We start from the raw sequence: 21977 nt of genomic DNA, 5'->3' as shown, positions 1-21977 counted from the left end.
GCTGCGCACGCCCGGTCACGGGAGCGAGGGCCGTGGGCTGTTGGTCTCGGGCAGATGCAGCCTGGCCATGACCGCGGACGTACTGCTGGGGATGCGGTGCCGGGTGGCGAGGGAGACCACGATCATCGTGGCGAAGCCCACGGGCACGGACCAGACCGCCGGCCAGGCGAAGAGCGCGTGCAGGAAGCGGGAGCGTGGCGCACCGCCCATCGTCGCGGCGACCGCGATCAACGCGGATCCCCCGCCCACCAGCAGACCGGCGGCCGCTCCCGGTGGTGTCAGACCGCGCCACCAGATCCCGAGCACCAGGAGCGGGCAGAAGGACGAGGCGGAGACGGCGAATGCCAGTCCGACGGCACCGGCGGCCGACAGGTCGGGCACCGCGAAGGTGGCGGCCACGGGCACCGCGACCGCCAGGAGTGTCGCGAGCCGGAAGTGCCGTACGCCGAGGGTCGGCAGGACGTCCTGCGCCAGCACGCCGGCGACCGACAGGGTGAGGCCGGACGTCGTGGAGAGGAAGGCCGCGAACGCTCCGGCGGTGACCAGCGCGCCGAGCAGATCGCCGGTGATGCCGCCGATCAGCCGCTGGGGCAGCAGCAGGACGGCCGCGTCCGTGTCTCCGGAGAGCATGAGGTCGGGGGCGTACAGGCGGCCGAGTGCGCCGTAGACGGGCATCAGGAGATAGAAGGCACCCAGGAGGCCCAGGACGATGACCGTGGTGCGGCGGGCGGCCCGTCCGTCCGGATTGGTGTAGAAGCGGACCACGACGTGCGGCAGCCCCATGGTGCCGAGGAACGTGGCCAGGATGAGGCCGTAGGTCGCGTAGAGGCTGTTCTCGTCCCGGTTCGACGAAACGGGGCTGGCCCAGCTGGACGGGACCGGACCTGCGTGGCTTCCGGTGGCCGCGCGGGGTACGCGTGCCCCTTCGGGGAATCGCAGCGAGGCGCCGGCCGCGACCTCGTGGGACCCCTTGGCGAGCAGCAACTGGTCGCGGTCATACGGTTTCCCGTCGACCGTACCCTTCACCGTGACACGGACCGCCTGGTCCACGGCGATGCGCCGCACCGCTTCGAAGTCGACCACGGTCGCCCGGTGGAACGTGGCCGGACGGTCCCAGGACGGCCGCGGCGTGTGATCGCTCCCCCAGGCGGCGAGCAGGAACACGGCGGGCACCAGCAGCGCGGTCAGTTTCAGCCAGTACTGGAAGGCCTGGACGAACGTGATGCTCCGCATGCCCCCGGCGGCCACCGCCGTCGCCACCACCGCGGCGACCAGCAGGCCGCCGAACCACTGTGGGGCGCCGGTGACCAGACGGAGCGTCAGACCGGCTCCACGCAGCTGCGGGAGCAGGTAGAGCCAGCCGGTACCGACGACGAACACGGAGGCGATACGGCGCACCGCCCGGGACTCCATGCGGGCTTCGGCGAAGTCGGGCAGGGTGTAAGCGCCGGACCGGCGCAGCGGGGCGGCCACGAAGATCAGCAGCACCAGATACCCGGCCGTGTATCCGATGGGGAACCACAGCATGTCGGCGCCCTGCGCCAGCACGAGGCCGGCAACGCCGAGGAACGAGGCGGCCGACAGGTACTCACCGCTGATCGCGTAGGCGTTCAGTCGTGGCGGGACGCTGCGGGAGGCGACGTAGAAGTCGGAAGTGGTACGTGAGATACGCAGGCCCAGTGCTCCGACGAGCAGCGTCACCAGCACGATGACCGAAACCGCGGCCGTTCCGTAGGTCTGGTTCAACCGGGCGCCCCCGTGCTCCTCGTGCGGTCCGGCCCGAACCGGCTCACCACGGATCCGGCGATTCTCAGCCTCAAGTCCCGCACGTCGCTGTCGTCTTGATCGCCTGTGGCGGTGAGTGTACGCAGCAATCCCGCAGCAGAACAGGTGCTGTGACCGGTTCCGCTCACGAAGGCCGGCGCCCGGGTCGGCGAGCGCCTGCGGCGTACACGGAGCGACCGCCCCGTTCGGCCGCCGGGGGGAGGGTGGCGGGCCGATGGGGCGGTCGCGCTCCCGGGCCGGGGGGCGGCCCGGGGCTGTCACCGCGGGGGCGTGGTGTGGCGGTGACACATCGAGTGACACGGCCGGTACGGCCAAATGGTTCAGAGCGACGTGGAATCCATCGGCGAGGGGGGTCAGCAGGCGTCGCCGCGTCCGCCGTCCTCGGCGGACTCCTCGCCCCACGCGTCGAGGAGGTCCGCTTCCGTGATCATCGCGAGGAGGTTCCGGGCTTCCTCCATCTCCAGGTACTCGACCTGGCAGGCGGTACAGTGCTGCAGGTGGCCGGCGGTCTGCTCGTCCTCCTCCGGCGTGAGACTGCCCAGCACATAGGCTCCGAGCTGCAGGCGCACGTGCGGCTCGTCGTGCGGCTCGGTCACGAGTGCCCCCTCTGCCTGTGCGCGTCGGCCGATCGGTCGCGGCTGGTCTCCTGAAGAAGACTTCCTACCACCCTCACGTAAACGCTGTGTGAACACGCTTGGAAAGTGCCCACGTTCCAGTGTCATCCGGTGCGGCGGGCGCGTCGGTCCGTTTTCGGTCATTCACCGTCGCGCCCGGCGACGGCGCACTTCGTGACCCTCGTGGAGGAAGCCGGGGAAGCGCGGCGTACGACAGAGGCTCCGCGGCCCGAGGGGGGTCCGTGGCCGGCGGGCGTGCCGGCCACGGACCCCCTCGGGGCGATCGGGCTGGGTCAGCCGTCGTTCTCGGCGGACGGGATGTAGGCGCCCGGCACGTCGTCCGGGGCGAACAGCTTGTCGTCGCCGGGGTAGCCGCGGACCCGCTCGTCGGCGACATCGGTGAGCCCGACCTGGTGGAGCACGTCATCGATCCCCGCCGACCGCGCGCCACCGACACGGAGAGCGGCCAGCGCGGCGAGGTTCTGCCTGGCGGTGAGCCAGGGGTAGAGACCGGGCCCGTCCACGGACCCGGCGACACCGTCGGGAGCGGCGAGCGCCCGGCCGACCGGCGTACCCAGGATCATCGAGGCTGCCACTGTCGGCCATGGCCAGGCCCAGCATGAGTCAGAGCAACGTCGTCTTGCCGGCACCGTTGGGGCCGACCAAGCCGTGGATCTGACCTTGGTGCACATCCAGGTCGATCCGGTCGAGGGCGACGACGTCTCCGAAGCACTTGGTGATCCCTCGAGCCCGGACGGCGAGAGGTTTCTCCATGAGTCCCTTCTTTCGAAGTCCTCAGGGAGGCTAGGGACGGCACACAGCGCTGACACGAACGTCGGACTGAACGCTGATGAAACGGATCGTCAAAGCATCGGCAAGTCGCGTGTCAGAAGTAACCGTTGCTGAACCGGACTTGGGCAGGAAGTGAAGGCCCGGCCTCGCTCCGGTTTCCGGGACCGGGCAGCCGGCGCGTCCGCAGGCTGCCGGTGCCGGATCTTCCGGTTGGCTCCGGGTCGGACGATGCTGTGGGTCGGCGCCGAAGCGGAGGGCGACGGCAGCACGCGCAGGCACGGGGCACACAGTCAAGGAGCAGGGGTATGGACCGGGTGGGGTTGTCCGAGCTGTCTCCCGCAGGCCGTGTCCACTTCGTCCTGGGCTGGGCACTGTGCACGCTCTCGCTGCTGCTCGCGGCGGCAACGTGGCTGCCCGGTGCCGACAAGGTGCCCTTCGCCGCCGTCGGCGCCGTGTTTGGCACGGCCTTCCCGGTCTTCGGCATCGCCCTGCTGCGGGCCATGTTCTCCGCGGGCGGCCGGACTCTGTTCGGAAGGGCGAACACCGGCCGGATGCTCCGGTTCCTGCGCAGCCTGCCGACCGGTCTGAAGTGGGCCTACGCGGTGGTCCTCGCGGCACTGCTGCTGGCCGTCGTCACCGCGGGCGGTGCGCGGGACGCCAAGACCGACGGGAAAGGCGGCCATTACTACACCCGGTGGAACAACACGCAGTTGCGCAGCGAGCAGGTGCCGATCAGCGAGGACGAGTACGACAGGGCCACCAAGGCCCAGGCTCGCATCTTCGCCTCCGGGGCAGCCCTCTTCCACTCCGTCGGCGGCCTTCTGGTGCTCGTCTCAGCGGTAACGGTCGCTCCGGCGAAGGCGGTTGGGCCGACAGCCAGAAGAATTGCGTGAACCAGCGAGGCAGATCCCGGGGCAGCGACACAAGGGGCGGCGTCCGGCCGGCCTTCACAGAGTCGTTCCCCTCAGTCTCGCTGCGGCGACGGCCCGACGCATCAAGGACGTCGTGGGCCTGCTCGGGCGAGGAGACCGAGCAGGCCTACGATCAGCGCGTACCGGGCACATGGACGTCCACGACACAGATGTCGTCGTGCTGATGCGGCCGCTTCGCGGCCAAGGTCGTGGCGAGGGTTTCGCCGCGCCCTTCACGCAGGAGCTGAAGCGTGACCTCGGCGAACCGTTCCAGACCGTCCTCGATGTCCTCGCCCGGTTCTTCCACGAGGCCGTCCGTGTAGAGGAGGAGGTGGTCCTCAGGCAGCAGGTCGATCACCGACTGCCCGTACGACGGGTTGGGGGTGGCTCCGAGGAGGATGCCCTCGGGCTGCGGAAGATAGGTCGCCTCACCACGGCGTATCAGCAAGGGCGGGAGGTGGCCCGCCCTGACCCAGGTCATGCGGCGATTCCAGGGGCGGTAGCAGCCCATGACCACGGTGGCGGTGGCGCTGTGCGCCTCCCGGGCGGTGTGGAGCAGGAGGGTGTTCAGCCGGTGCAGGACGTCAGGGAGCGGTGATCCCGTGATGGCCATGCCCTTCGCCGTGAACCGCAGTTGGGCCATCGTGCCGACAGCGGCAAGGCTGTGACCGGCGACGTCGCCGACGACGAACAGAGCACTCTTGTCGGGCAGTTCGATGGCGCTGTACCAATCCCCTCCGACGTTCACTCCGCGGTCGGCGGCAACGTAGGCGACGTTGACGCACAGATCGGCCAGTTCCAGCGACTGCTCGGGGATGGGCAGCAGGGTTTCCTGGAGCCGGGCGGCGAGCGCGCGTTCGGCCTGCAGCATGCCTCGCTGCACGAGGACAGCACGTTCGCTCTCCCCCAGGGCGATCTCGGCGTCGCGCTGCACCGTGAGGTCCTGGAGGAAACCGTGTACTTCGACGGCGGCACCGTCCGCGTCCGTCTGCGCCTCGGCGACGATGTGCAGATGGCGTACCCCGCTCGCGACGTTGATGCGGAAAGGCTCGTCGATGGACCCACCGTCGTCGAGCAGCCGTCGTACGGCCGCGCCCAGTCGCGGCCGATCGTCCGGCATCACGTGCCGGGGCAGTTCCTCCAGGGCCACGGGCCCCTGGGAGGGGTTGCGCCCGAAGATGGCGTAGACCTGATCCGACCAGGTGACGCTGTCGTTCATCAGGTTCCAGCCCACCCAGCCGAGATTGCCCAGTCGCTGCATGTCGGCGAGGCGGCGGGCCTGCCGCTCCGTCGTGTCGTGGCTCACCCAGGACACCACCAGGCTGTCGCCCAGCCGGGACGCTCGTACCGAATAGGTGGACGCGTGCGGCACGCCGACGAGCGTCTCCTGGTAGCTGAAGGGTCCGCTCTCGTAAGGGGAGCCCGTCAGCAACGTCTCCAGGTAGCCGCTCCACGCAGGAGTGCCCGCCAAGGTCGGGTACGTCTCCAGGACCCTTCGGCCCACCAGCTCCCTGCCGCGGCGTCCGGCCACGTCGACCGATTCCGGGGCCGCCGCGTCGATCCGGAAGTCCTCGACGGCGCCCGTCGGTGTCCATAGCAGGGTGAGGAGGACCGCGGGTCCGGGCAGGGCGTCGAAGATCCGCTGGACCACGGCCTCGTCGATGTGGTCGGCGCCGGGCGCGAGCCGGCTCACGCCCGCGCTGAGCGTTTCGGCACACAGTGCCACGGCCCGGCGCAGCAGGTCCCTCGTTCCCGTGTCGAACGGGTCGCGGCAGGTCCGGAGGACGCCGACGACTGCCGCCGCCTGCCGCTCCCCCGGCACGGGAAGCCAGGCGCGGGTCGGAAACCGCTCGGCCAGGTCACCGGTGAGCAGGTAGCGGGCGGTCTCCTGGTCGGGCTTCTCCAGCCACAGGGGCCTCCCGTCGGCGACCGCCGCCAGGGCCGCCACACCACTGAACGGCGGGATGTGACTCCACTGCTCGGCCATGTCTTCGTCGATCCCCGCGTACCCGACCAGATCGAGGTTTCCGGTGGCCGCCACGGTGTAGATCATGACGGCGTCCACGTGCTCGATGCCGCGGAGCTCCGTCCGGAGCAGCTCTGCCACGTCGTCGGGTGTGCGGGCGCCGGCCAGGCCCTCGGCGACCGCGGCCAGCGGTGTCGTTCGGCTCGGATGGACCGTCCTGCCGGCCTCGAGCCGCTCCGCGCAGGACGGCGGGATCTCCGTCGCCGGGGTGGTGCCGGACGACGGGCCGACGGGGTCCGCCGGTGAGTGCGTGGTGCCCTGGCCGACGCGGGCCAGGGTGTTCCAGCACTCCTGCGTGAGTGTGCGTCCGCGCTGCTCGGCCCGTGCCCGCAGCAGTTCGTACGCGGCCTCCGGCGACATGCCTTCCTGCGCCATGACGACACCTTTGGCGCGTTCCACGGCAGCCGACATCGTGGCCACGCGTTCCAGCTCCGCCACCTCGGCGCGCAGCCTCGTCACGATCTTGGCCAACGCCAGAACCTCGGGCGTGGCACCGTCACCCTGGGGTGCGGTATCGCTCTCCACCCTCCGAGCATGCCATGCGGTCGCGCGGATGCGTCGTTGAAGGTGCGTGCCGGAACGCGAACCGAGGGAGGCACGGCGCGCGGGTGACGCCCCGGCACTCGCCGTGCCCGTCGACCGGCCGCGCTGCGGCGCCGAGGCGGTCTCCGCAGTGACCCTGAGTGTCGACACACACACTATGCGTGACACGGTGCGAGGCGGGGCGGGCGGGCACCACGAAAGGTCTCGCTTCCTGGCCCGCTCGTCCCGTACCCGTCGTGATGAACCCACGCGGGAGAGTGCGAAGTTGCGCGACCGGTCGACGCAACTGGTGGGCCGAATCGCGGTGACCGGGGCGCGACGACGTCAGCCTGGATCTCGGGCCTCTCGGAACGCCGCTCCCCTGAGGCGGGTCACCGCAACAGCGTCCGTTCCCGACCGGAACGGACGCCCCGGTTTTGACGGACCTCCACCCATTCGGTGCCTTGCGCGCCGAATTCGCCGCGCTGACCTGGGTACTCGAACACCGCAGGAGGGTTGTGAATCAGGACGAAATCACGACCTGACATTCACGGCCACTCCTCGATGAACAAGCAAGGGCTCAAGAAGTCCCTGGCCGGTGACGCGTTCACCGCCCGTCTCCCACACGCGTGTCCCGCGTATCCGCCTCCCTGGAGGTCGAAGTGATCATCCTCGGAATCATCCTGCTCGTCATCGGGCTGCTCACCGGAATCGGAATCCTCTGGACCATCGGAATCCTCCTCGTGGTCATCGGCATCATTCTGTGGGTTCTGGGCCTGGTCGGACATGCCGTCGGCGGCCGCCGCCACTACTGGTGACGGCCGGCCGGGCGGAGGTGGGCTACGGACAGCCACACCATCCGGTTCCGTCAGCTTCAGCGCGGCACTTCGCACCGCGTGCGCAACAAGCGTCATCGAGCGCACCGGTGAAGAAGTGCCGCAGAACGAGGTCGTCAAAGGGATGTACTACCTGGGGCCGAAGGGCCGGGCCGACGTGCTCTGTCGGTGGGTCGACGAGAGTTCCGTCGTCAGCGTCAGATCTCCTGTTCCAGGCGGATCGCGGCCTTCAGCTCTTCGTGAGCCCTGCCCGGCGAGCCCTCCTGTGCTTCGAGCAAGGCGGCGGCGATGGCGTCCAGTTCGCGCTGGACGGCGCGCTCGGCCCGTAGCTCGGAGTTCTTCAGCAGCGCGAGCAGCAGCAGGGTCACTGCCGTCATGCAGTCACCGGCGAGCACCTGCCATTGCGTGCCAAGCCCGACGGCATGGGCGATCACCATCCATGTGACCAGCGCCAGGCAGAACAGGAAGAAGGACGGAGAACTGGTGAACCTCGACGCGCTTTCCGCGAGTCGTTCGAATCCCCGGCGCCGGTCGCCGCCCCGGTCGGCGGGATGCCCCCGGTAGCGCCCACCTCGGGTACGCGCCCCACGCCTGGGCCCCGCTTCGGTAGGAATTCGCGCGGCACGACGCGATGGCTCTGGAACGCTGCGGGCCTGGGCCCAGCGGCCTCGGAGGTCAACGGGGCAAGAAGAGCGGAGCGATCGTCGGCGAGGCGTCCGCGGAATCCTTCGGCGGCCTGGTGCTGCCAGGTGGCGTGGCTTCCCTGCCCCTGTCGAACATCCCGCTCCGTGGGTACTCGGAAGGCGAAGGTCCTGGCACGGACGAGTACAGGGCTCACTGTAAGGAGGAACAGGCCATGGGAACGGTGAGGGAATCGGTCGAGGTCGACGTTCCGATCCGGACCGCATACAACCAGTGGACACAGTTCGAGGAGTTCCCGAGGTTCATGGAGGGTGTGGAGACGGTCGAACAGCTCGACGACCTCCACAACCACTGGACCATCACGATGGGCGGACTGCGACGGGACTTCGACACGGAAATCGTGGACCAGCTCCCCGACGACAGGATCACCTGGCGTTCGATCAGTGGTGACACCCGGCAGCGCGGCAGTGTCCGTTTCCAGAGTCTGGGCGACACCCGCACCCGTGTGGAACTCGTCATGAACATCGAGCCCGCCGACCCGGCGGAAACAGTCGCCGACTGGCTCGGAGCCTTCGACCGGCGAGTCAGGGGCGACATGCTGCGCTTCAAGGAGTTCATCGAGACCCGCGGTGGTGAATCCGGCGCCTGGCGCGGCCGGGTCACCCCGGGCTGACCGCAGCAGCAGGTTGTACCGGTCTGACCGCACCAGGGGATTGTTCGGGCTGCACGCACCGGTGGACTCGGTGAGGACGTGGCCGTCGAACGATTTCCGCGGTTCGTCACGTCCGGCGACTACTTGTCCGCCGAGTTTTTCGATACGGACGTGGTCGGCGGTGACTCGGTCTTCTGGTCGGGCGCTCCGAACGGCGCCACAGAGGCGTGCTCTTCGTGCAACCAGACGGTCATCTCCCGCGGTGTGGGGTCCTGCGGCACGCCTTTGACGACGAACAGGTCCCCACCGCTGACGATGGTGGCGCGGAGCCTGGTGAACGCGTTCCAGCGGTCGAGGCCACCGTGGGCGTCGAGGACCTCTGCCAGCAATGTGTTCATGTCGGTCACCTGCTCGGTCGTCGGATGCGGCGGGGGCCCAGGGTTATGGCAAGGGGACGGCCCCGCTCATCGGCGGGCTTCCCCGAAGTCCGCGAGGCTCGTCTGGCGGGCGCTCTTCTCACCGTTCACCGGTTCACGGCCGTCACTCACCTCGGCACCTACTTGTGCTGGGCGATCTGGATCAGATTTCCGCAGGTGTCGTCCAGTACGGCCGTGATGACCGGGCCCATCTCCACCGGCTCCTGCGTGAACCGCACGCCCAGAGCGCGCAGCCGCTCGAACTCGGCTCGCACGTCCTCCACGGCGAAGGAGGTGACCGGGATGCCGTCCGCGGCCAGCGCCGCCTGGTACGGCTTCGCCGCGGGGTGACCGCCTGCGGGCTCCAGCACCAGCTGCGTACCGTCCGGCTCCTCCGGCGAGACCACGGTCAGCCACTTGTGCTCGCCGAGCGGGACGTCGGACTTCTTCACGAACCCCAGGACGTCGGTGTAGAAGCGCAGGGCTTTGTCCTGGTCGTCGACGAAAACGCTGGCAAGGTTGATCCTCATGGGGTGCTCTCCGGCATATCGGGCCTGAGCCATCGGGTCACGATGCGCTCGAGCGGTTCGGTGTTCAGGTCATGGAACTTGTAGCGACCCTCGCGTCGGGTCCGGACCAGGTCCGCGGCTTCGAGCACAGCGAGATGCTGGCTGATCGCCTGGCGGGACAGTCCCAGACCGTGCTTGGTCGCCAGGCGCCCGCAGATTTCGAACAGGGTCTGGCCGCTGCGTTCCGTCAGCTCATCGAGGATGCGCCGTCGTGTGGGGTCGGCCAGCGCCTTGAAGACATCGTCCGCCACAGCCACACCATAGGCAAGTAACGACTTGCATGACAATTCGATGCTCGGATACCGCCCGCCGCAGGCACGCCCGCGTACCGGCCGACGCGGAAGCGAGAAACGCGAGAAACTCGGTGGCGCTCATGGGCGGTCACGGAAGACCATGCACCGCATGAGCGACCAACCCGTGCGATGGACCCAGGCGACCGTCTACCCCGACATGTGGGCCGATCCGGACGACGACCCCCGCGAAGGCCCCAGTCCGGACGGGGAGCTTGCGACACTGCAGGAGTACCTGAAGAACTACCGCATCACCCTGCTGATGAAGTGCGAGGGCCTGGACGCGGAGCAACTGGCACGCCGGTCGGTTCCGCCGTCGACGATGTCGCTTCTCGGCCTGCTCCGGCACCTCGCCGAGGTGGAACGGGACTGGCACAACTGGATCACCGACGGCGACCCGCTGCCGAAGCTGTACGGCAAGCGTGACGCGGACTTCGACGGAGCGGTCGCCGACCAGGCCGTGGTCGACGCCGCGTACCGCGATCTGGAACGCGAGCAGGCCGCGACCGACGCGGCGCTCGCCGAGCACCCGGACCTGGGCAAGCGCGTGGGGAGGGAAGGGATCGCGGTTCGGGACATGATGGTGCACCGGATCGAGGAGTACGCCCGTCACTGCGGACACGCCGACCTGTTGCGCGAGTGCGTCGACGGAAGGGTGGGCCAGTGACGCGGGTCAGTGGGCACTGGCCACGCAGGCGGGCCGCGCGCGCCCCTCAACCGCGCGCGGCGACGTACAGACTCTGGGTGCCGCGCCCGAGCGGCCCCTTCTCGTCGTGCAGGGCGGATTCGGCGAGGCCGATGCCCGCACCGTCCACCGTCGTCCGGGCGTCCAGACAGACCCACTCGCCCTCGGGGAAGCGGTGCAGGCTGACGGTGAGATCGGCGTTGATGAAGACGTAGCGGCGGAAGTCCAGCGAGGCGCTGACGCCGTTGCCCGAGTCGGCAGCCGTCAGTACCCGGCTGAGCGGCGTGATCTCCTCGCCCGCGACCAGCGGGACCCGCATCCGCATCCACGCGGTGGCCGGACCGGGCTCGAGGAACGAGCCGGCGGCGAAACGCACGTCCATGGCGGTGTGGTAGCCCTGCTCCCAGGGGACGGGAAAGAACGCCTTCGGCGGCAGGGCCCCGGGCCCTGGCAGCTGCCGCTCGGGCATCACCTCGGGTACCGAACCCGGCGCGGTCTTCATCAGCAGGGCCGTCGCCCGCATCACCTCCTGGCCACCGTCGGGCGTCAGGGAGGCCTCCACGAGCTCGACCTTCCGCCCGGCGCGCAGCACGCGCGTCCGCACGGTCAGCGGGAGCAGCGGGACCGGGCGCATGATCTCGTACGTGAGCCGGACGATCCGCATGTCCGGCCGTCCGCCCGGTCGTTGCTCGGCAGCCAGCGCGAGCAGGGCGGCCGGCGGACCGGCGTGCTGGGAGTCGGCGTCCCACGGCCCTCGGGTGCGGGCGGTGGGCAGGAAGCGGTCGTGGGCCTCCCGCTCGTAGAAGGCCTCTGCTTCCGAAACCGGCATGACTGCCCCTCCTTGCCGCGCGGACGACTCGGCAATCATGTTACTGAGCGCTTGCTCATTGTACGAACGGTTTCGATCGCTCACCGCTGGTCGAGGTCAGCGCCTTCAAGGGCACTGCATCACAGCGGAAGGAACGGAACCATCAACAATCACGCCGTCAAAGCCGAGCGGCACACGTCACTCGGCGTCGAGCTGGTGGTCGGCCCAGACATAGCTTTCGGGCAGCAACTCCGTGATGAGGACGGCCCGTTTGCGATCACCATTGCCGACGATGACCTTGAGGGCCGGGAAGTAGTCGAGAAGGACCTGACGGCACCGACCGCACGGGGGAACGACCCCTCGGTCGCGGTCGCCCACGGCGACGATCGTGTCCAGCTCGTAGGCGCCCTGGGCGGCTGCCGTGCCGAGGAGGACCAGCTCGGCGCAAGGGCCTCCCGTGAAGTGATAGGCGTTCACCGCGGTGACGATCCGGCCGTCCCGGGCACGGGCCGCCGCTGCCATGGTGTGGTTGTCGCCCCGGCAGCGAGTGCGAGCGACATGCGCTGCGGCCTCCACGAGTTCGTGGTCGACGGACTGGGCCTGCGTGGTCAACTTCTCTCCCTTCGTCAGGTGTCAGGCGACCGGTGCGCGTGTCGACCAGTGCCGCGCGGAAACCGGGATACGACGAACGCCGCCTACGGCATGGGCCCGGACGGAGGTCCCGAGGTGGGACCGAAGGGTGGCGGGCCCCACTGCGGCGGAGGGGCCGACCGGGCGGTGAGCCGCCCGCGGTGGCGACTGCGGCGGACGGCGGTGACGACGACGATGGCCACGGCTCCGAAGAACGCGGCAAGGAAGCAGCCGACCGCGCCGGCGATGCTCCCGATCGCGGCTCCCACCTCGGGCTTGTCACCGAGCGCGAACTCGGCCGGCAACTCCGAGGTGCAGGTGAGCGTGTAGTCGCCGCTGCTCGCGGGCTTCACCTCGAAGACGCGCTCCCAGCTGCGGGATCCGATGGTGACGTGGAAGGTGCTGCCCGGCTGCGTCATCGCCCCGGACCCCATCCCCTGGATCCGGCAGTCGACTTGTCCCGTCCCGGACTGGGAGACGTAGATCGCCTTGGTCTCTCCCCGGACGAAACCGAACGTCCGCGCGTCGCCGCTGCGGAACGTCCGGGCGGTGTCGATCGAGTCGACCGTGTTCTTCACCGTCGTCACGACGAGCGCGGTACCGACACCGGCCAGTACGAGTCCCAGCAGAGCGGCCACCAAGTACCAGACGCGCCTGGGCCGCAGGTCCTTCGACGGGATGTTCGGCGGCAGGGGCTGCGGTCCGCCGTACGGTGCTCCCCAGGGGGTCTGTATCGCCACAACGCCGCATGCTAGGGCACACGCGGCAGGCGGCAGCGGTCTCGGCCGGGTCGTGGCGGCGGGTGCCCGCCGCCGGGCGTTCGTCCGCCTCGTCGGTTCACTGCACGTCGCGCACGGCGAGGAGTTCGTACAGCCGCCCCTCCGGTAGCCGTGCGAGCATCAGGTAGGTGACAACCACTGGACCCTCCCCCAGACGGTGAGTGGCGATCTCGAAGGCAGTTTCGCATCCGAAATCGCCACCCGCAGCGGATCACCGCGCTCTCGGCAGGGCTGCCGGACAGGGATCAGGCGGGGACGGGGAAAAGCATGCAGCTGCTCGTGGCGTGCGCGAGCAGGCGGTCTGTCGAGTCGCGCAGCTCGGCCTGGGCGAGGGCGGTGCGGCGGCCCTGGTTGAGGACGGTGCCGACGGCGCGGATCTTGCCGGTGTCCACGGTGATCGGGCGCAGGAACTTCACGTTCAGGTCGAGCGAGGTGTAGCCCATGCCGGCCGGGAGGACGGACTGCACGGCGCAGCCGGCGGCGGAGTCGAGCATGGTGGCGTAGACGCCGCCGTGGACGCTGCCGATGGGGTTGTAGTGCTCCTCCCCCGGTTCGATCGCGAAGACGGCGCGGCCCGCCTCGACCTCCTCCAGGGTGAAACCGAGGGTCGCGGCGATGGGCGGCTCCGGAAGGCGCCCGGCCAGTATGTCCCGGAGGAACTCAAGACCGCTCGCCCGGCCGACCGCTGCCGCCGAGACCTTGGGGTCCCCCCACTCGAACGTGCGTGACCTGGACATCGGGCGCTCCCTCCGAACCTACTGGCTTCTGTATTCGAAGTTAGCTGCGCCCAGCTCTGGCTGTCAATCGCGAAGTCAGCCTACGATGGCCGTATGACCTGGCTGGAGACCAGTACCGAGAACTGCACGGTGCAGCGCACCCTCAACCTCGTCGGTGAGAAGTGGTCGCTGCTGGTTCTGCGGGACGCGATGAACGGAGTGCGCCGCTTCGAGGACTTCCGACACCACATGGGGATGTCCGAGGCGGTACTGGCGGACCGGCTGCGCAAGCTGGTCGCCGCGGGGATCCTGGAAACCGTCCCGTACCGGGAACCGGGCAGCCGTACCCGCAACGAGTACCGGCTGACCCCCAAGGGCTGGGACCTGTGGCCCGCGATGATCGCCCTCAAGCAGTGGGGCGATCGGTACACCGCGGACCCGGAGGGCCCGCCCCTTGAGGTCCGCCATCGCGACTGCGGTGACGTCGTCGAGACGGTGGTCGTCTGCGCCGGCGAGCACGACACGCTCACTCCGCGGCAGGCCTACACCCGCCCCGGCGCCTCCGCCCGCGCCCGCCCCTGAGGGAAGGGCGGCCGCTGACTTCGTTCCGCGGGCAAGGCATCCCGGACACCTTCGCGGCCTTCGACGCGTACGGGGCCCGCGCATCTTCGTGGTGCGCCGCACCTGCGGTGCGGGACCCCGTGTCGGTCAGGACGCCGCCGCTCCGTTCCCGCCTGTGGGGACTGCTCCCTGGGCGCGTAGCTCGGTGATCTGCGTGGGGGTGAATCCCAGTCCGGCCAGGATCTCGTCGCTGTGCTCTCCCGGGTCGGGTGCCCGCTTGGCCGGGACCTTCGGGACGCCGCGCAGGGTGAGCGGGCTGTTGACGGTGTACTCCAGCCCGGTGACCCCTTCGATCGGGACGACGATGTCGTTGGCGCGCAGCTGTGGGTCCTGGGCGGTCTCCTCCGGTGTCTGGATGAGGCTGAAGGTGACGCGTTCCCGGGTCAGGGCGTCCTGCCAGTAGGCGAAGGGCTGGGTGCGGAACTCGGTGTCGAGGAGTTCGGCCAGGACGGCGGAGTTCTTGACGAAGCTCTCGAGATCGGCGAAGCGGGGGTCCTCGACCAGCCCGGGGTGCCCGATGGCCCGCGCCAGTCCCGGCAGGCGCGTCGGCGACATGGCCAGCATGAACCACCTGCCGTCCGCGGCCTCATACGGGTTGGTGAGCGGGTTGGCCGGTGCTTTGCGGTCGTGCAGCTCGAACGGTGTGCCGTGGGCGAGCGCGCCGGCGACGAGTGTCCCGGTGGCCCAGGTGCCGACGGCGAGCAGGGACGTGCCGACGTTGGCGCCCTGTCCGGTGCGTTCGCGGTGGTAGAGGGCGGTGGCGATCGCCGCGTAGATCGCGATGGCGGACCCGTAGTCGCCGCTGCCCCAGACCGGCACGGTCGGCGGTGCGCCCGCGTCACGGGTGGAGGCCAGCAGGCCGCTGCGTGACCAGTAGGCGGTCAGGTCGAAGCCGGGCTGCCGGGCGTCGGCGCCGGCGTCCCCGAAGCCGGTGATGTCGGCGTAGACGACCTTCGGATTCCAGCCCGAGACCTCGTCGTAGCCCAGGTGCAGCTTCTCGCGCGTGCCGTGCGGGAAGTTGGTGATCACCACGTCGGCCCACTCGACGAGCCGCTTGAGAACCTCGACGGACTCCGGCTTCTTGAGGTCGATGACCATGCCGCGCTTGTTGCGGTTGGCGAGGTGCCAGCTGTAGTTGGCCTTCGCCTGCGGGCTGGGCGGCACGGAGCTGAGCCGCCGCTGCGGGTCGCCCATGCCCGGAGGTTCGATCTTGACGACGTCCGCTCCGAAGTCGGAGAGGATGGCGGCCGCGGCCGGTCCCGCGATGAAGGTCGACGCGTCGACGACCTTCAGACCGGTGAAGACGGATTCGGTGGTCATCGCCGTCACCTCACGAAGGCGCTCAGGCCACCGGTCACGGCTCGTCCCACGATGAGGGTCTGCATCTCCCGCGTGCCCTCGTACGAGTACAGAGCCTCCGCGTCGGCGACGAAACGGCCGACCTTGTAGTCGAGGACGATGCCGTTGCCGGCCAACAGCTCACGGGCCCAGCCGACGTTCTCGCGCATCCGGACGGTGGCGTAGGCCTTCGCCAGCGCGGACTGCTCGTCCCGGTAGATCCCTGCGTCCTGCAGCTGGGCCAGGCGGGTCACCATGCCGCACGAGGCCGTGGCGTTGCCGAGCATCTTCACCAGCAGGTCCTGGACGAGCTGGAAGCCTCCGATCGGGCGCCCGAACTGCTCGCGCTCCTTCGCGTACTCCAGGGCGATCTCGTAGGCGCCGAACATCACGCCCACCGCCTGCCAGGCCACCCCGCTGCGCGTCTGGCGCAGGATGTTCGCGGTGTCCTTGAACGACTTCGCGTTCGGCAGCCGGTTGGCCTCCGGGACTCGGCAGTCCTCGAGCACGATGTCGGCGTTCTGGACGATGCGCAGCGCCATCTTGTGTTCGATCTTCGTCGCGGTGAACCCCGGGGTGTCCTTCTCCACGACGAAGCCCAGGACGTGCTTGGTCTCGACGTCACGGGCCCAGATGACGACCAGGTCGGCGAAGGTCGCGTTGCCGATCCACCGCTTGGCGCCGTTGAGGATCCACGCGTCGCCGTCCCGGCGCGCGGTCGTCTCCAGGCCGCCCGAGACGTCGGAGCCGCCGTGCGGCTCGGTCAGGCCGAAGGCCCCGATCTTCTCGAAGCGGCTCATCGCCGGCAGCCAGCGCTGCTTCTGCTCTTCGGAGCCGCAGGCCATGATGGTGCCCATCGCCAGACCGGCGTGCACGCCGTAGAACGTCGCCATGGACGCGTCGGCATGCCCGAATTCCAGCGCCATGAAGCCCGTGAGGAGGTTGCTCGGCCTGGTCTCCGAGGAATTCGGGTCGGCCCAGTCCAGAATCCCGAGCTTCCCGAAGCGCTCGACCAGCTGGAACGGGAACTCGGCCCGGGACCAGTAGTCGTCGACGATCGGATCGACCTCCGTGCGGAGGAACGCACGAAGGGTTTCGATCTTCTTCCGTTCCGTGTCCGACAGCAGTTCCTCGAAGGCATAGAAGTCGGCAGGCAGCAGCCCGTCGCCCAAGTAGGGGCCGGCCGGTGTCGGCAGACCCGGTGTGCCACTCATTGCGGTCTCCTTCAGGCGATGTGGGCGTGGCTCGGCGATCCCCGCCGGGCAGCGCGCCGCGCCGGGCGTTGGGGGATCTGTGGCGCGATTTAACGCGTCATCGGTTCAGGTGCCCGGACCCCGCGCCGCCCGGAGCCGCCGTAGCCGCCTCAGACCACCCCAGTGGCCGGTCGCCGCTCCGTCCCGAAAGGTGCGGCACGGCTTCAGGAGTCGGCTGTTTTCCGAGTGAAAGGTTTCCCGCGACGTTCAGCAACCCGCGGGCGTACTCGTCGGCGTGGGCCTCGATCCGTACCAGGGCCGCAGGGTCCTGCCCCAGGCTGTCGCCCCTGGTGTCGGTCATCGGCAGGTGAAGCGCTGGTCCCGGTCGGCCAGGCGCACCAGGGTGTCAGCACCCTGGACGAGCGCGCCAGTAGGCGGCAGGCAGCAGGGCCCTGTCGTCCAGCGGCATTCCGCCAGGGCCGGACTTGGCTGACACGGTCCGCGGCCGCACGCCCCACCACGGCGGCGACCAGCTCGGCGAACTGCTGCACACCCAGCCCGGCGAACGGGGCTGTTCAGGACGGCTCCGACATCGTGATCACACCGGTCAACGCGAGATCGTTTCATCGTGGCCGCCGACTGAGGGACGGCCAAGACGCGCGGATTCAGCTCGCTGTCGCACAACGTCGCATGGACCAGAAGCCCATGGACCAGAAGCCCACACGCCGGGCCGACTGCGGCGCGCCCACGGTGCTGCCGCCCGGACAGCCCTGCGGAACATGCTGCGGGACCACAGCCGCGATTCAGCCCGACGGTCCCCCCGGGTGGTCCGCAGGGGAGCCCCTCAACGGCTCAGGCTTTGGCGACAGGTGGTGGCTTCTCCCAGGAACGCCAGGATGGTCGCCAAGAACCGGTCGGCGTCGTCGAGCCACGGGAAGTGCCCGGCTCCGGGCTGAATGAGCAACTCGGCATTCGGAATCAGTTCGGTGAACTCGGCCAGCGCGCGGGGAGGGGCTGCCAAGTCGACCTCCCCGGCGAGCAGCAGCACCGGCGACACGAACTGTGCGAGTGCCATGCGGGTGGCGTCCGGGTTGTAGGCGCCGTCGGCGGCGAAGACCTCCGCGGCCTCCTTGTTCTTCTGCGCGGCCTCGGCTGCGCGATGAGCCCGCGCCGCATCGTCCCAGTGGCCGTAGTAGAACGGCGAGATGGCCTGCCAGGAGTCGGCGGTCCCCTTGCCGGCGACGATCGCTTCCAAAGCCGCGAACGCCGCCGGGAACCACGGCTCGTCCCGGCGGAGCCGCGCGGTCTCGCGTCGGACGTCCCCGGTGATCGTCACACCGACGGCCATGACGCTCGGCGTGATCAGCGCGAGCCTGCCGACGCGTTCCGGATGGCGACTCACGTACAGCGCCGCCAGATTGGCGCCGGCCGAATGCGCGAGCAAGTCCAACCGGTCCAGGCCGAGGTGCTCTCGCAAGGCTTCCACGTCATCGACAAGCCGGTCGCAGCGGAAGGTGCCGGCATCCTTCGGTTGCGCCGACTGCCCTGTGCCCCGAAGGTCCAGCCTGATCAACCGACGGTGCGCGGACAGGCCGCCGAGGTCGCCGAGATAGACGGAGTCCTGCATCGGCCCTCCGGGCAGGCAGACCACGCAGGGGCCGTCCCCGATCACCTGGTAGGCAAGCCTGGTTCCGTCGTACGAGGTGAAGAAGTCCATGCCGGGCAGCCTGACGGTGCCGACGGGCCGACGCCTAGCATTCAGCCACAGCTACATGATGGGGCGGGACGGATGGCGGTCGAGATCGGATTCACCGCGGCGTCGGTCGCGAAGGTACGGTTCGCCCTCTCGCCCCTGGGCGAGACGGTGCTGGCCCTGCGGATCCTGCTGGGCACGGGCGGCCACGAGGTGCATCAGCCGTGGGTGCGCGGGGCGCGGCCGCTGTTGACGGGCGAGCACGAGCTGTCGTTGCTGAGGGCGCTGATCGCCGGACCGCTGCCGTCGTTCCTGTTCCCGGTACCGCGGGAGCGGCTGCCCTCGATGGCGACGGAACTGGACCTCCTGCGGGCAACAGGAGAGGCGTTCTTCCAGCGGGAGTACAGCGCGGTGCTGGGCGTACGACGTGACGACGTCCCCGAATCCGCAGCGGTGCTGCCGCGGCTCGCGGAAGCACTCCGCCGCTGCCACGAGCTGCTCATCGCTCCGCACTGGGGCCGGATACGCGCGGTACTGGAAGCCGACATCGCCAGGCGCGCGCTCACCTTGGTGGAGGGCGGGGTTCAGGCACTGTTCGCCGAGCTGCACCAGGACATCGCCTGGGACGGCGGCCAGTTGGTGGTGCACGGCCGACGTACCCCGCACGCGGTCAACACCGTGGATACCGGCGGGCACGGCCTGGTCCTGCTGCCCAGCGTCTTCAATTGGCCGAACGTGGGCGTCGACAAGTCCCCGGTCACCGCCGCGTCGATCCGCTATCCGGCGGTGGGCGTCGGCCTGCTCTGGCGGCCGCCCCCGCCGGCACTGACGGGCCTCGCCCCGGTACTCGGCCGTACGAGGACCGCACTGCTCACAGCCCTGGCCGAACCCCTGACGACGTCAGCCCTGGCCGGCCGCCTGGGCATCACCCCGAGCGCGGTCTCGCAACACCTCGGCGCGCTGCGTGGAGCGGGCCTGGTCTCCACACAACGCACGGGCCGCACTGTCCTCCACCTGCGCACGGAACGAGCGACCCACCTGTTGGGCGGCTAGCCTCATAAGGCCGTGAGGCACGGCGCTCAGGTCGCCGTCTTCCCGTGGCGACGTGCCTCACATGGCTCACCGACGAACAGCGTCGCGGCCGGGACAGAGAGCCGACAACTCCCGGCAACGCATGTGCGAGTGACCGTTCCGAGGATTCTGGCCCCGATTGGGGTCAGCGGTCCTTGGCCAGGGCGACCAGTTCCGAGAACAGGCCGCCCGCTTCGGCGAGTTCCTCGTATCGGCCCCCGCGTCTGCCAGGGGATTCTTTCCGTGTTTTCCCTCGAAGCTGATGGTGGCCGGGGGCGGTGGTGGCGGCGTCTCCGCGCTCGCGGTCGAGGCGTCGGTCACAGTCACCTGCATCCCTCCTCGGGCATCGTTGCCGCACCTGGATGGCTCGGCGGTGCCCGGCACAACGACGTGCCACGAGATTCGAACGCACTCGATTCCGGACGCAGTCGGGCCCTTGAAACACCAGGGGTCGAACGCGTGAGCGCCGCGAGGAGGCCGCTCTCGGGCCCCGAGGATTGGCCGAAACGCCGACCGTTGAAACGCCTGTGGCGTATGAGGTTTTCGGTGGTCACGATCGATCTCACCGGATAACCGCTGTCCCGATGCCCCCGCGGCCGGAAGACTGCCGGCATGGAATTCCTCTGCTACCACCGTGATCGGCAGGACTCCCTGGCACTTCGCATGGAGTTGCTGGAAGCGCACTGGTCCTACATGGACCAATACGAGAAAGAGATGATCGCCCGCGGCCCGACCCTTGCCGCCGACGGGGACACGCCCACCGGCAGCGTGCACGTCGTCGACCTGCCCGACCCAGCCGCCGCCCGCGCGTTCGCCTTCGACGAGCCCGGCTACCAGGCGGGCGTGTACCGGGACGTGATGCTGCGCCGGTGGCGCAACCTGTTGGGCCGCACCATGTGGGAGTTCCCGGGCGGACCGACCGAGGGCGCGCGCTACCTGGTCCTCGGCCTCGGCCACGGACCGGCCGCCGACCTCGCCGTACCCACGGACCGCGACGACCTCATCGCCTACGGCCCCTTGCTGTCCGACGACGGCACGACCTGGCTGGGCACGGCGGCTCTGGTGAGGGCACCCGACCCGGACACGGCACGCGCCCTTCTGACCCCGGACCGGTACGCCGAGATCGAGGTCCACCCCTGGCGGTTCGGCGGACGATCATGACGCACCGGCAGGCGCGCGCCACGGCACCAGCAGCAGCCCGATCCGGTGTTCGCCGCGCGCGCCGAACCGGCCCCCTCCCCTCCTCGCCCTCCTCACTCTCCTCGCCCTCCGCTCCTCCTTCCCTCCCGCCCGTCCTGCGGCCCGCCGCGGGGGCGTCCGTGCCTAAGGTGTGCGTCACGAAGATCCACTGAGTGACGCGGAGGTGCCATGTCCCTGCGGATGAGGTTGTGCGCGATAACGCTCGACTGCGCCGATCCACTGGCTCTGGCGGCGTTCTATCAGCAGGCCATGGGCCTCGAGCTGCATCCGAAGTCCGACGCCGACTTCGCCGGCCTCAACCACGAGGACGGACTCTTCATCGGCTTCCAGCGGGTCGACGACCACCAGGCTCCCCGCTGGCCCGATCAGACCGTTCCCCAGCAGCTCCACCTCGACTTCGCGGTGGACGACCTGGACGCAGCCGAGGCCCGACTGCTGGAGCTGGGCGCGGGTAAACCGGAGCACCAGCCGAACGACAGGTGGCGGGTTCTCACCGATCCGGCCGGGCATCCGTTCTGCCTGGTCACCGGCTGACAGCCGCCACTCGGGACGGCTGCTGCCACCCGGGTCGCGATCTCCTACGGCACCTCCGGCGGTTCCGCTCCCGGAGAGGAACCGAAGGGACCGGAAAGAGGGCCCGGGACCCCGGAAACGGGTGACGCCGCGCACAGGACGCACATCACGTCCTACCCCGCATCGTAGAACCAGACCGCCCCGAACAGCACAGAAACAACCCAGACGGGCACATATCGGGCATTGCTCCGTAGTCGGGTAGTACGTCACATCATTGCGCTCCACCCCACCGGCTGCTCAACATGAACGACGTCGCTAGGAGCCACCCGACGCAACCGGCTGAACCTGCCACCCGCACCGGACTCCAGCGCGGGGCCCCGCCCCCACGCCACCGCACCCCACCGCGGCCGGCGCCGACGACGACCCCCACTGGAGTACCCCCATGACCCGCACCCGCACCTCCCGCCTGCGCACCCTCGCCCTCACCGGCATCGCCACCACCGGCGCCGCCACCGTCGCCCTCACCCTGATGCCCACCGCCGCCCAGGCCGCCGAACCCACCCACACCGCGACCAGCGCGGTCACCAGCGAGACCCTCACCGCCCTCAAGGCCCACGGCCACGCCAACAACCTCGACGGCTGGATCAAGGAGTCCCTCGACATCATGAAGTCCAA

22 protein-coding genes and 3 pseudogenes are annotated in these 21977 nt (G+C 69.6%); 9 read left to right on the top strand and 16 right to left on the bottom strand.

Features of this window, described 5'->3' with window-relative positions; translation table 11 throughout:
- Positions 1-15 precede the first annotated feature (15 nt).
- The 3 genes and pseudogenes from ACWD5D_RS31195 to ACWD5D_RS31185 all read right to left on the bottom strand — a co-directional run.
- Positions 16-1746 (bottom strand): sodium/solute symporter, encoded by a 1731-nt coding sequence (locus ACWD5D_RS31195; RefSeq protein WP_451376120.1) that lies wholly within the window; start codon positions 1744-1746, stop codon positions 16-18.
- A gap of 392 nt (positions 1747-2138) precedes the next feature.
- The gene (locus tag ACWD5D_RS31190) at positions 2139-2381 is read right to left on the bottom strand and encodes a zf-HC2 domain-containing protein (RefSeq protein ID WP_451376119.1); all 243 of its coding nucleotides are present in this window, start codon (positions 2379-2381) and stop codon (positions 2139-2141) included.
- A gap of 386 nt (positions 2382-2767) precedes the next feature.
- Positions 2768-3173 (bottom strand): annotated as a pseudogene (locus ACWD5D_RS31185) (ATP-binding cassette domain-containing protein); the annotation flags it as partial.
- Between the two features lie 323 nt (positions 3174-3496).
- Here ACWD5D_RS31185 and ACWD5D_RS31180 point away from each other — a divergent pair.
- Entirely contained in the window at positions 3497-4084 is a 588-nt protein-coding gene (locus tag ACWD5D_RS31180) for a hypothetical protein (RefSeq protein WP_451376118.1), read from the top strand.
- Between the two features lie 151 nt (positions 4085-4235).
- Here the strand turns inward: ACWD5D_RS31180 and ACWD5D_RS31175 are convergent, their stop codons facing one another.
- Positions 4236-6653 carry a SpoIIE family protein phosphatase gene (locus tag ACWD5D_RS31175; RefSeq protein ID WP_451376117.1) on the bottom strand — a complete coding sequence of 806 codons (2418 nt, stop codon included), beginning with the start codon at positions 6651-6653 and terminating at the stop codon, positions 4236-4238.
- 659 nt (positions 6654-7312) lie between these two features.
- Between ACWD5D_RS31175 and ACWD5D_RS31170 the strand changes: the two genes are divergently transcribed.
- Positions 7313-7468, top strand: coding sequence for a DUF6131 family protein (locus ACWD5D_RS31170; RefSeq protein WP_451376205.1), 156 nt, complete (start codon positions 7313-7315; stop codon positions 7466-7468).
- A 215-nt stretch (positions 7469-7683) separates the two neighbouring features.
- Here the strand turns inward: ACWD5D_RS31170 and ACWD5D_RS31165 are convergent, their stop codons facing one another.
- Positions 7684-8394 carry a low affinity iron permease family protein gene (locus ACWD5D_RS31165; RefSeq protein ID WP_451376116.1) on the bottom strand — a complete coding sequence of 237 codons (711 nt, stop codon included), beginning with the start codon at positions 8392-8394 and terminating at the stop codon, positions 7684-7686.
- Between ACWD5D_RS31165 and ACWD5D_RS31160 the strand changes: the two genes are divergently transcribed.
- Positions 8343-8801 (top strand): SRPBCC family protein, encoded by a 459-nt coding sequence (locus ACWD5D_RS31160; RefSeq protein ID WP_451376115.1) that lies wholly within the window; start codon positions 8343-8345, stop codon positions 8799-8801. The genes ACWD5D_RS31165 and ACWD5D_RS31160 overlap by 52 nt on opposite strands.
- 119 nt (positions 8802-8920) lie before the next feature.
- Here ACWD5D_RS31160 and ACWD5D_RS31155 read toward each other — a convergent pair whose 3' ends face one another.
- The 3 genes from ACWD5D_RS31155 to ACWD5D_RS31145 all read right to left on the bottom strand — a co-directional run bounded on the left by ACWD5D_RS31155 (position 8921) and on the right by ACWD5D_RS31145 (position 10016).
- Positions 8921-9187 carry a hypothetical protein gene (locus ACWD5D_RS31155; protein ID WP_451376114.1) on the bottom strand — a complete coding sequence of 89 codons (267 nt, stop codon included), beginning with the start codon at positions 9185-9187 and terminating at the stop codon, positions 8921-8923.
- Between the two features lie 149 nt (positions 9188-9336).
- A complete protein-coding gene (locus ACWD5D_RS31150; RefSeq protein ID WP_451376113.1) occupies positions 9337-9726 on the bottom strand; it encodes a VOC family protein in 390 nt (129 codons plus the stop codon).
- Positions 9723-10016 carry an ArsR/SmtB family transcription factor gene (locus ACWD5D_RS31145; protein WP_451376112.1) on the bottom strand — a complete coding sequence of 98 codons (294 nt, stop codon included), beginning with the start codon at positions 10014-10016 and terminating at the stop codon, positions 9723-9725. Before ACWD5D_RS31145 ends, ACWD5D_RS31150 begins: the two co-directional genes overlap by 4 nt.
- Positions 10017-10158: 142 nt before the next feature.
- Between ACWD5D_RS31145 and ACWD5D_RS31140 the strand changes: the two genes are divergently transcribed.
- Positions 10159-10722: a DinB family protein gene (locus ACWD5D_RS31140; protein ID WP_451376111.1), complete on the top strand. Its 564-nt coding sequence runs from the start codon at positions 10159-10161 to the stop codon at positions 10720-10722.
- A gap of 46 nt (positions 10723-10768) precedes the next feature.
- Here the strand turns inward: ACWD5D_RS31140 and ACWD5D_RS31135 are convergent, their stop codons facing one another.
- The 4 genes from ACWD5D_RS31135 to ACWD5D_RS31120 all read right to left on the bottom strand — a co-directional run bounded on the left by ACWD5D_RS31135 (position 10769) and on the right by ACWD5D_RS31120 (position 13694).
- Positions 10769-11569, bottom strand: a complete 801-nt coding sequence (locus ACWD5D_RS31135; RefSeq protein ID WP_451376110.1) for a thioesterase family protein — start codon at positions 11567-11569, stop codon at positions 10769-10771.
- Positions 11570-11746: 177 nt separating this feature from the next.
- A complete protein-coding gene (locus ACWD5D_RS31130; protein WP_451376109.1) occupies positions 11747-12160 on the bottom strand; it encodes a cytidine deaminase in 414 nt (137 codons plus the stop codon).
- 83 nt (positions 12161-12243) lie between these two features.
- The gene (locus tag ACWD5D_RS31125; RefSeq protein ID WP_451376108.1) at positions 12244-12918 is read right to left on the bottom strand and encodes a serine/arginine repetitive matrix protein 2; all 675 of its coding nucleotides are present in this window, start codon (positions 12916-12918) and stop codon (positions 12244-12246) included.
- Between the two features lie 284 nt (positions 12919-13202).
- The gene (locus tag ACWD5D_RS31120) at positions 13203-13694 is read right to left on the bottom strand and encodes a PaaI family thioesterase (protein WP_451376107.1); all 492 of its coding nucleotides are present in this window, start codon (positions 13692-13694) and stop codon (positions 13203-13205) included.
- Positions 13695-13787: 93 nt separating this feature from the next.
- Here ACWD5D_RS31120 and ACWD5D_RS31115 point away from each other — a divergent pair, with 93 nt between their 5' ends.
- Positions 13788-14255, top strand: coding sequence for a winged helix-turn-helix transcriptional regulator (locus tag ACWD5D_RS31115; protein WP_451376106.1), 468 nt, complete (start codon positions 13788-13790; stop codon positions 14253-14255).
- 126 nt (positions 14256-14381) lie between these two features.
- Here the strand turns inward: ACWD5D_RS31115 and ACWD5D_RS31110 are convergent, their stop codons facing one another.
- The 4 genes and pseudogenes from ACWD5D_RS31110 to ACWD5D_RS31095 form a co-directional block, all read right to left on the bottom strand.
- Positions 14382-15614 (bottom strand): CaiB/BaiF CoA transferase family protein, encoded by a 1233-nt coding sequence (locus tag ACWD5D_RS31110; RefSeq protein ID WP_451376105.1) that lies wholly within the window; start codon positions 15612-15614, stop codon positions 14382-14384.
- Positions 15615-15619: 5 nt separating this feature from the next.
- Entirely contained in the window at positions 15620-16846 is a 1227-nt protein-coding gene (locus ACWD5D_RS31105; protein ID WP_451376104.1) for an acyl-CoA dehydrogenase family protein, read from the bottom strand.
- A 403-nt stretch (positions 16847-17249) separates the two neighbouring features.
- Positions 17250-17382: pseudogene (locus tag ACWD5D_RS31100) on the bottom strand (IS5/IS1182 family transposase); the annotation flags it as partial.
- Positions 17383-17669: 287 nt separating this feature from the next.
- Positions 17670-18542, bottom strand: coding sequence for an alpha/beta fold hydrolase (locus ACWD5D_RS31095; protein ID WP_451376103.1), 873 nt, complete (start codon positions 18540-18542; stop codon positions 17670-17672).
- Between the two features lie 72 nt (positions 18543-18614).
- Between ACWD5D_RS31095 and ACWD5D_RS31090 the strand changes: the two genes are divergently transcribed.
- The 4 genes and pseudogenes from ACWD5D_RS31090 to ACWD5D_RS31075 form a co-directional block, all read left to right on the top strand.
- Positions 18615-19571 (top strand): DUF5937 family protein, encoded by a 957-nt coding sequence (locus ACWD5D_RS31090; RefSeq protein WP_451376102.1) that lies wholly within the window; start codon positions 18615-18617, stop codon positions 19569-19571.
- 630 nt (positions 19572-20201) lie between these two features.
- On the top strand, positions 20202-20750 hold the full coding sequence (locus ACWD5D_RS31085) for a YciI family protein (RefSeq protein WP_451376101.1): 549 nt from the start codon (positions 20202-20204) through the stop codon (positions 20748-20750).
- Between the two features lie 207 nt (positions 20751-20957).
- Positions 20958-21323, top strand: a complete 366-nt coding sequence (locus ACWD5D_RS31080) for a VOC family protein (protein WP_451376100.1) — start codon at positions 20958-20960, stop codon at positions 21321-21323.
- Positions 21324-21744: 421 nt separating this feature from the next.
- Positions 21745-21977, top strand: a pseudogene (locus ACWD5D_RS31075) (transglycosylase SLT domain-containing protein); the annotation flags it as partial.

Source organism: Streptomyces sp. NPDC002520, assembly GCF_053595235.1.
The sequence above is the reverse complement of the archived record's forward strand: the minus strand, read 5'-3'. Positions and strand labels throughout refer to the sequence as shown.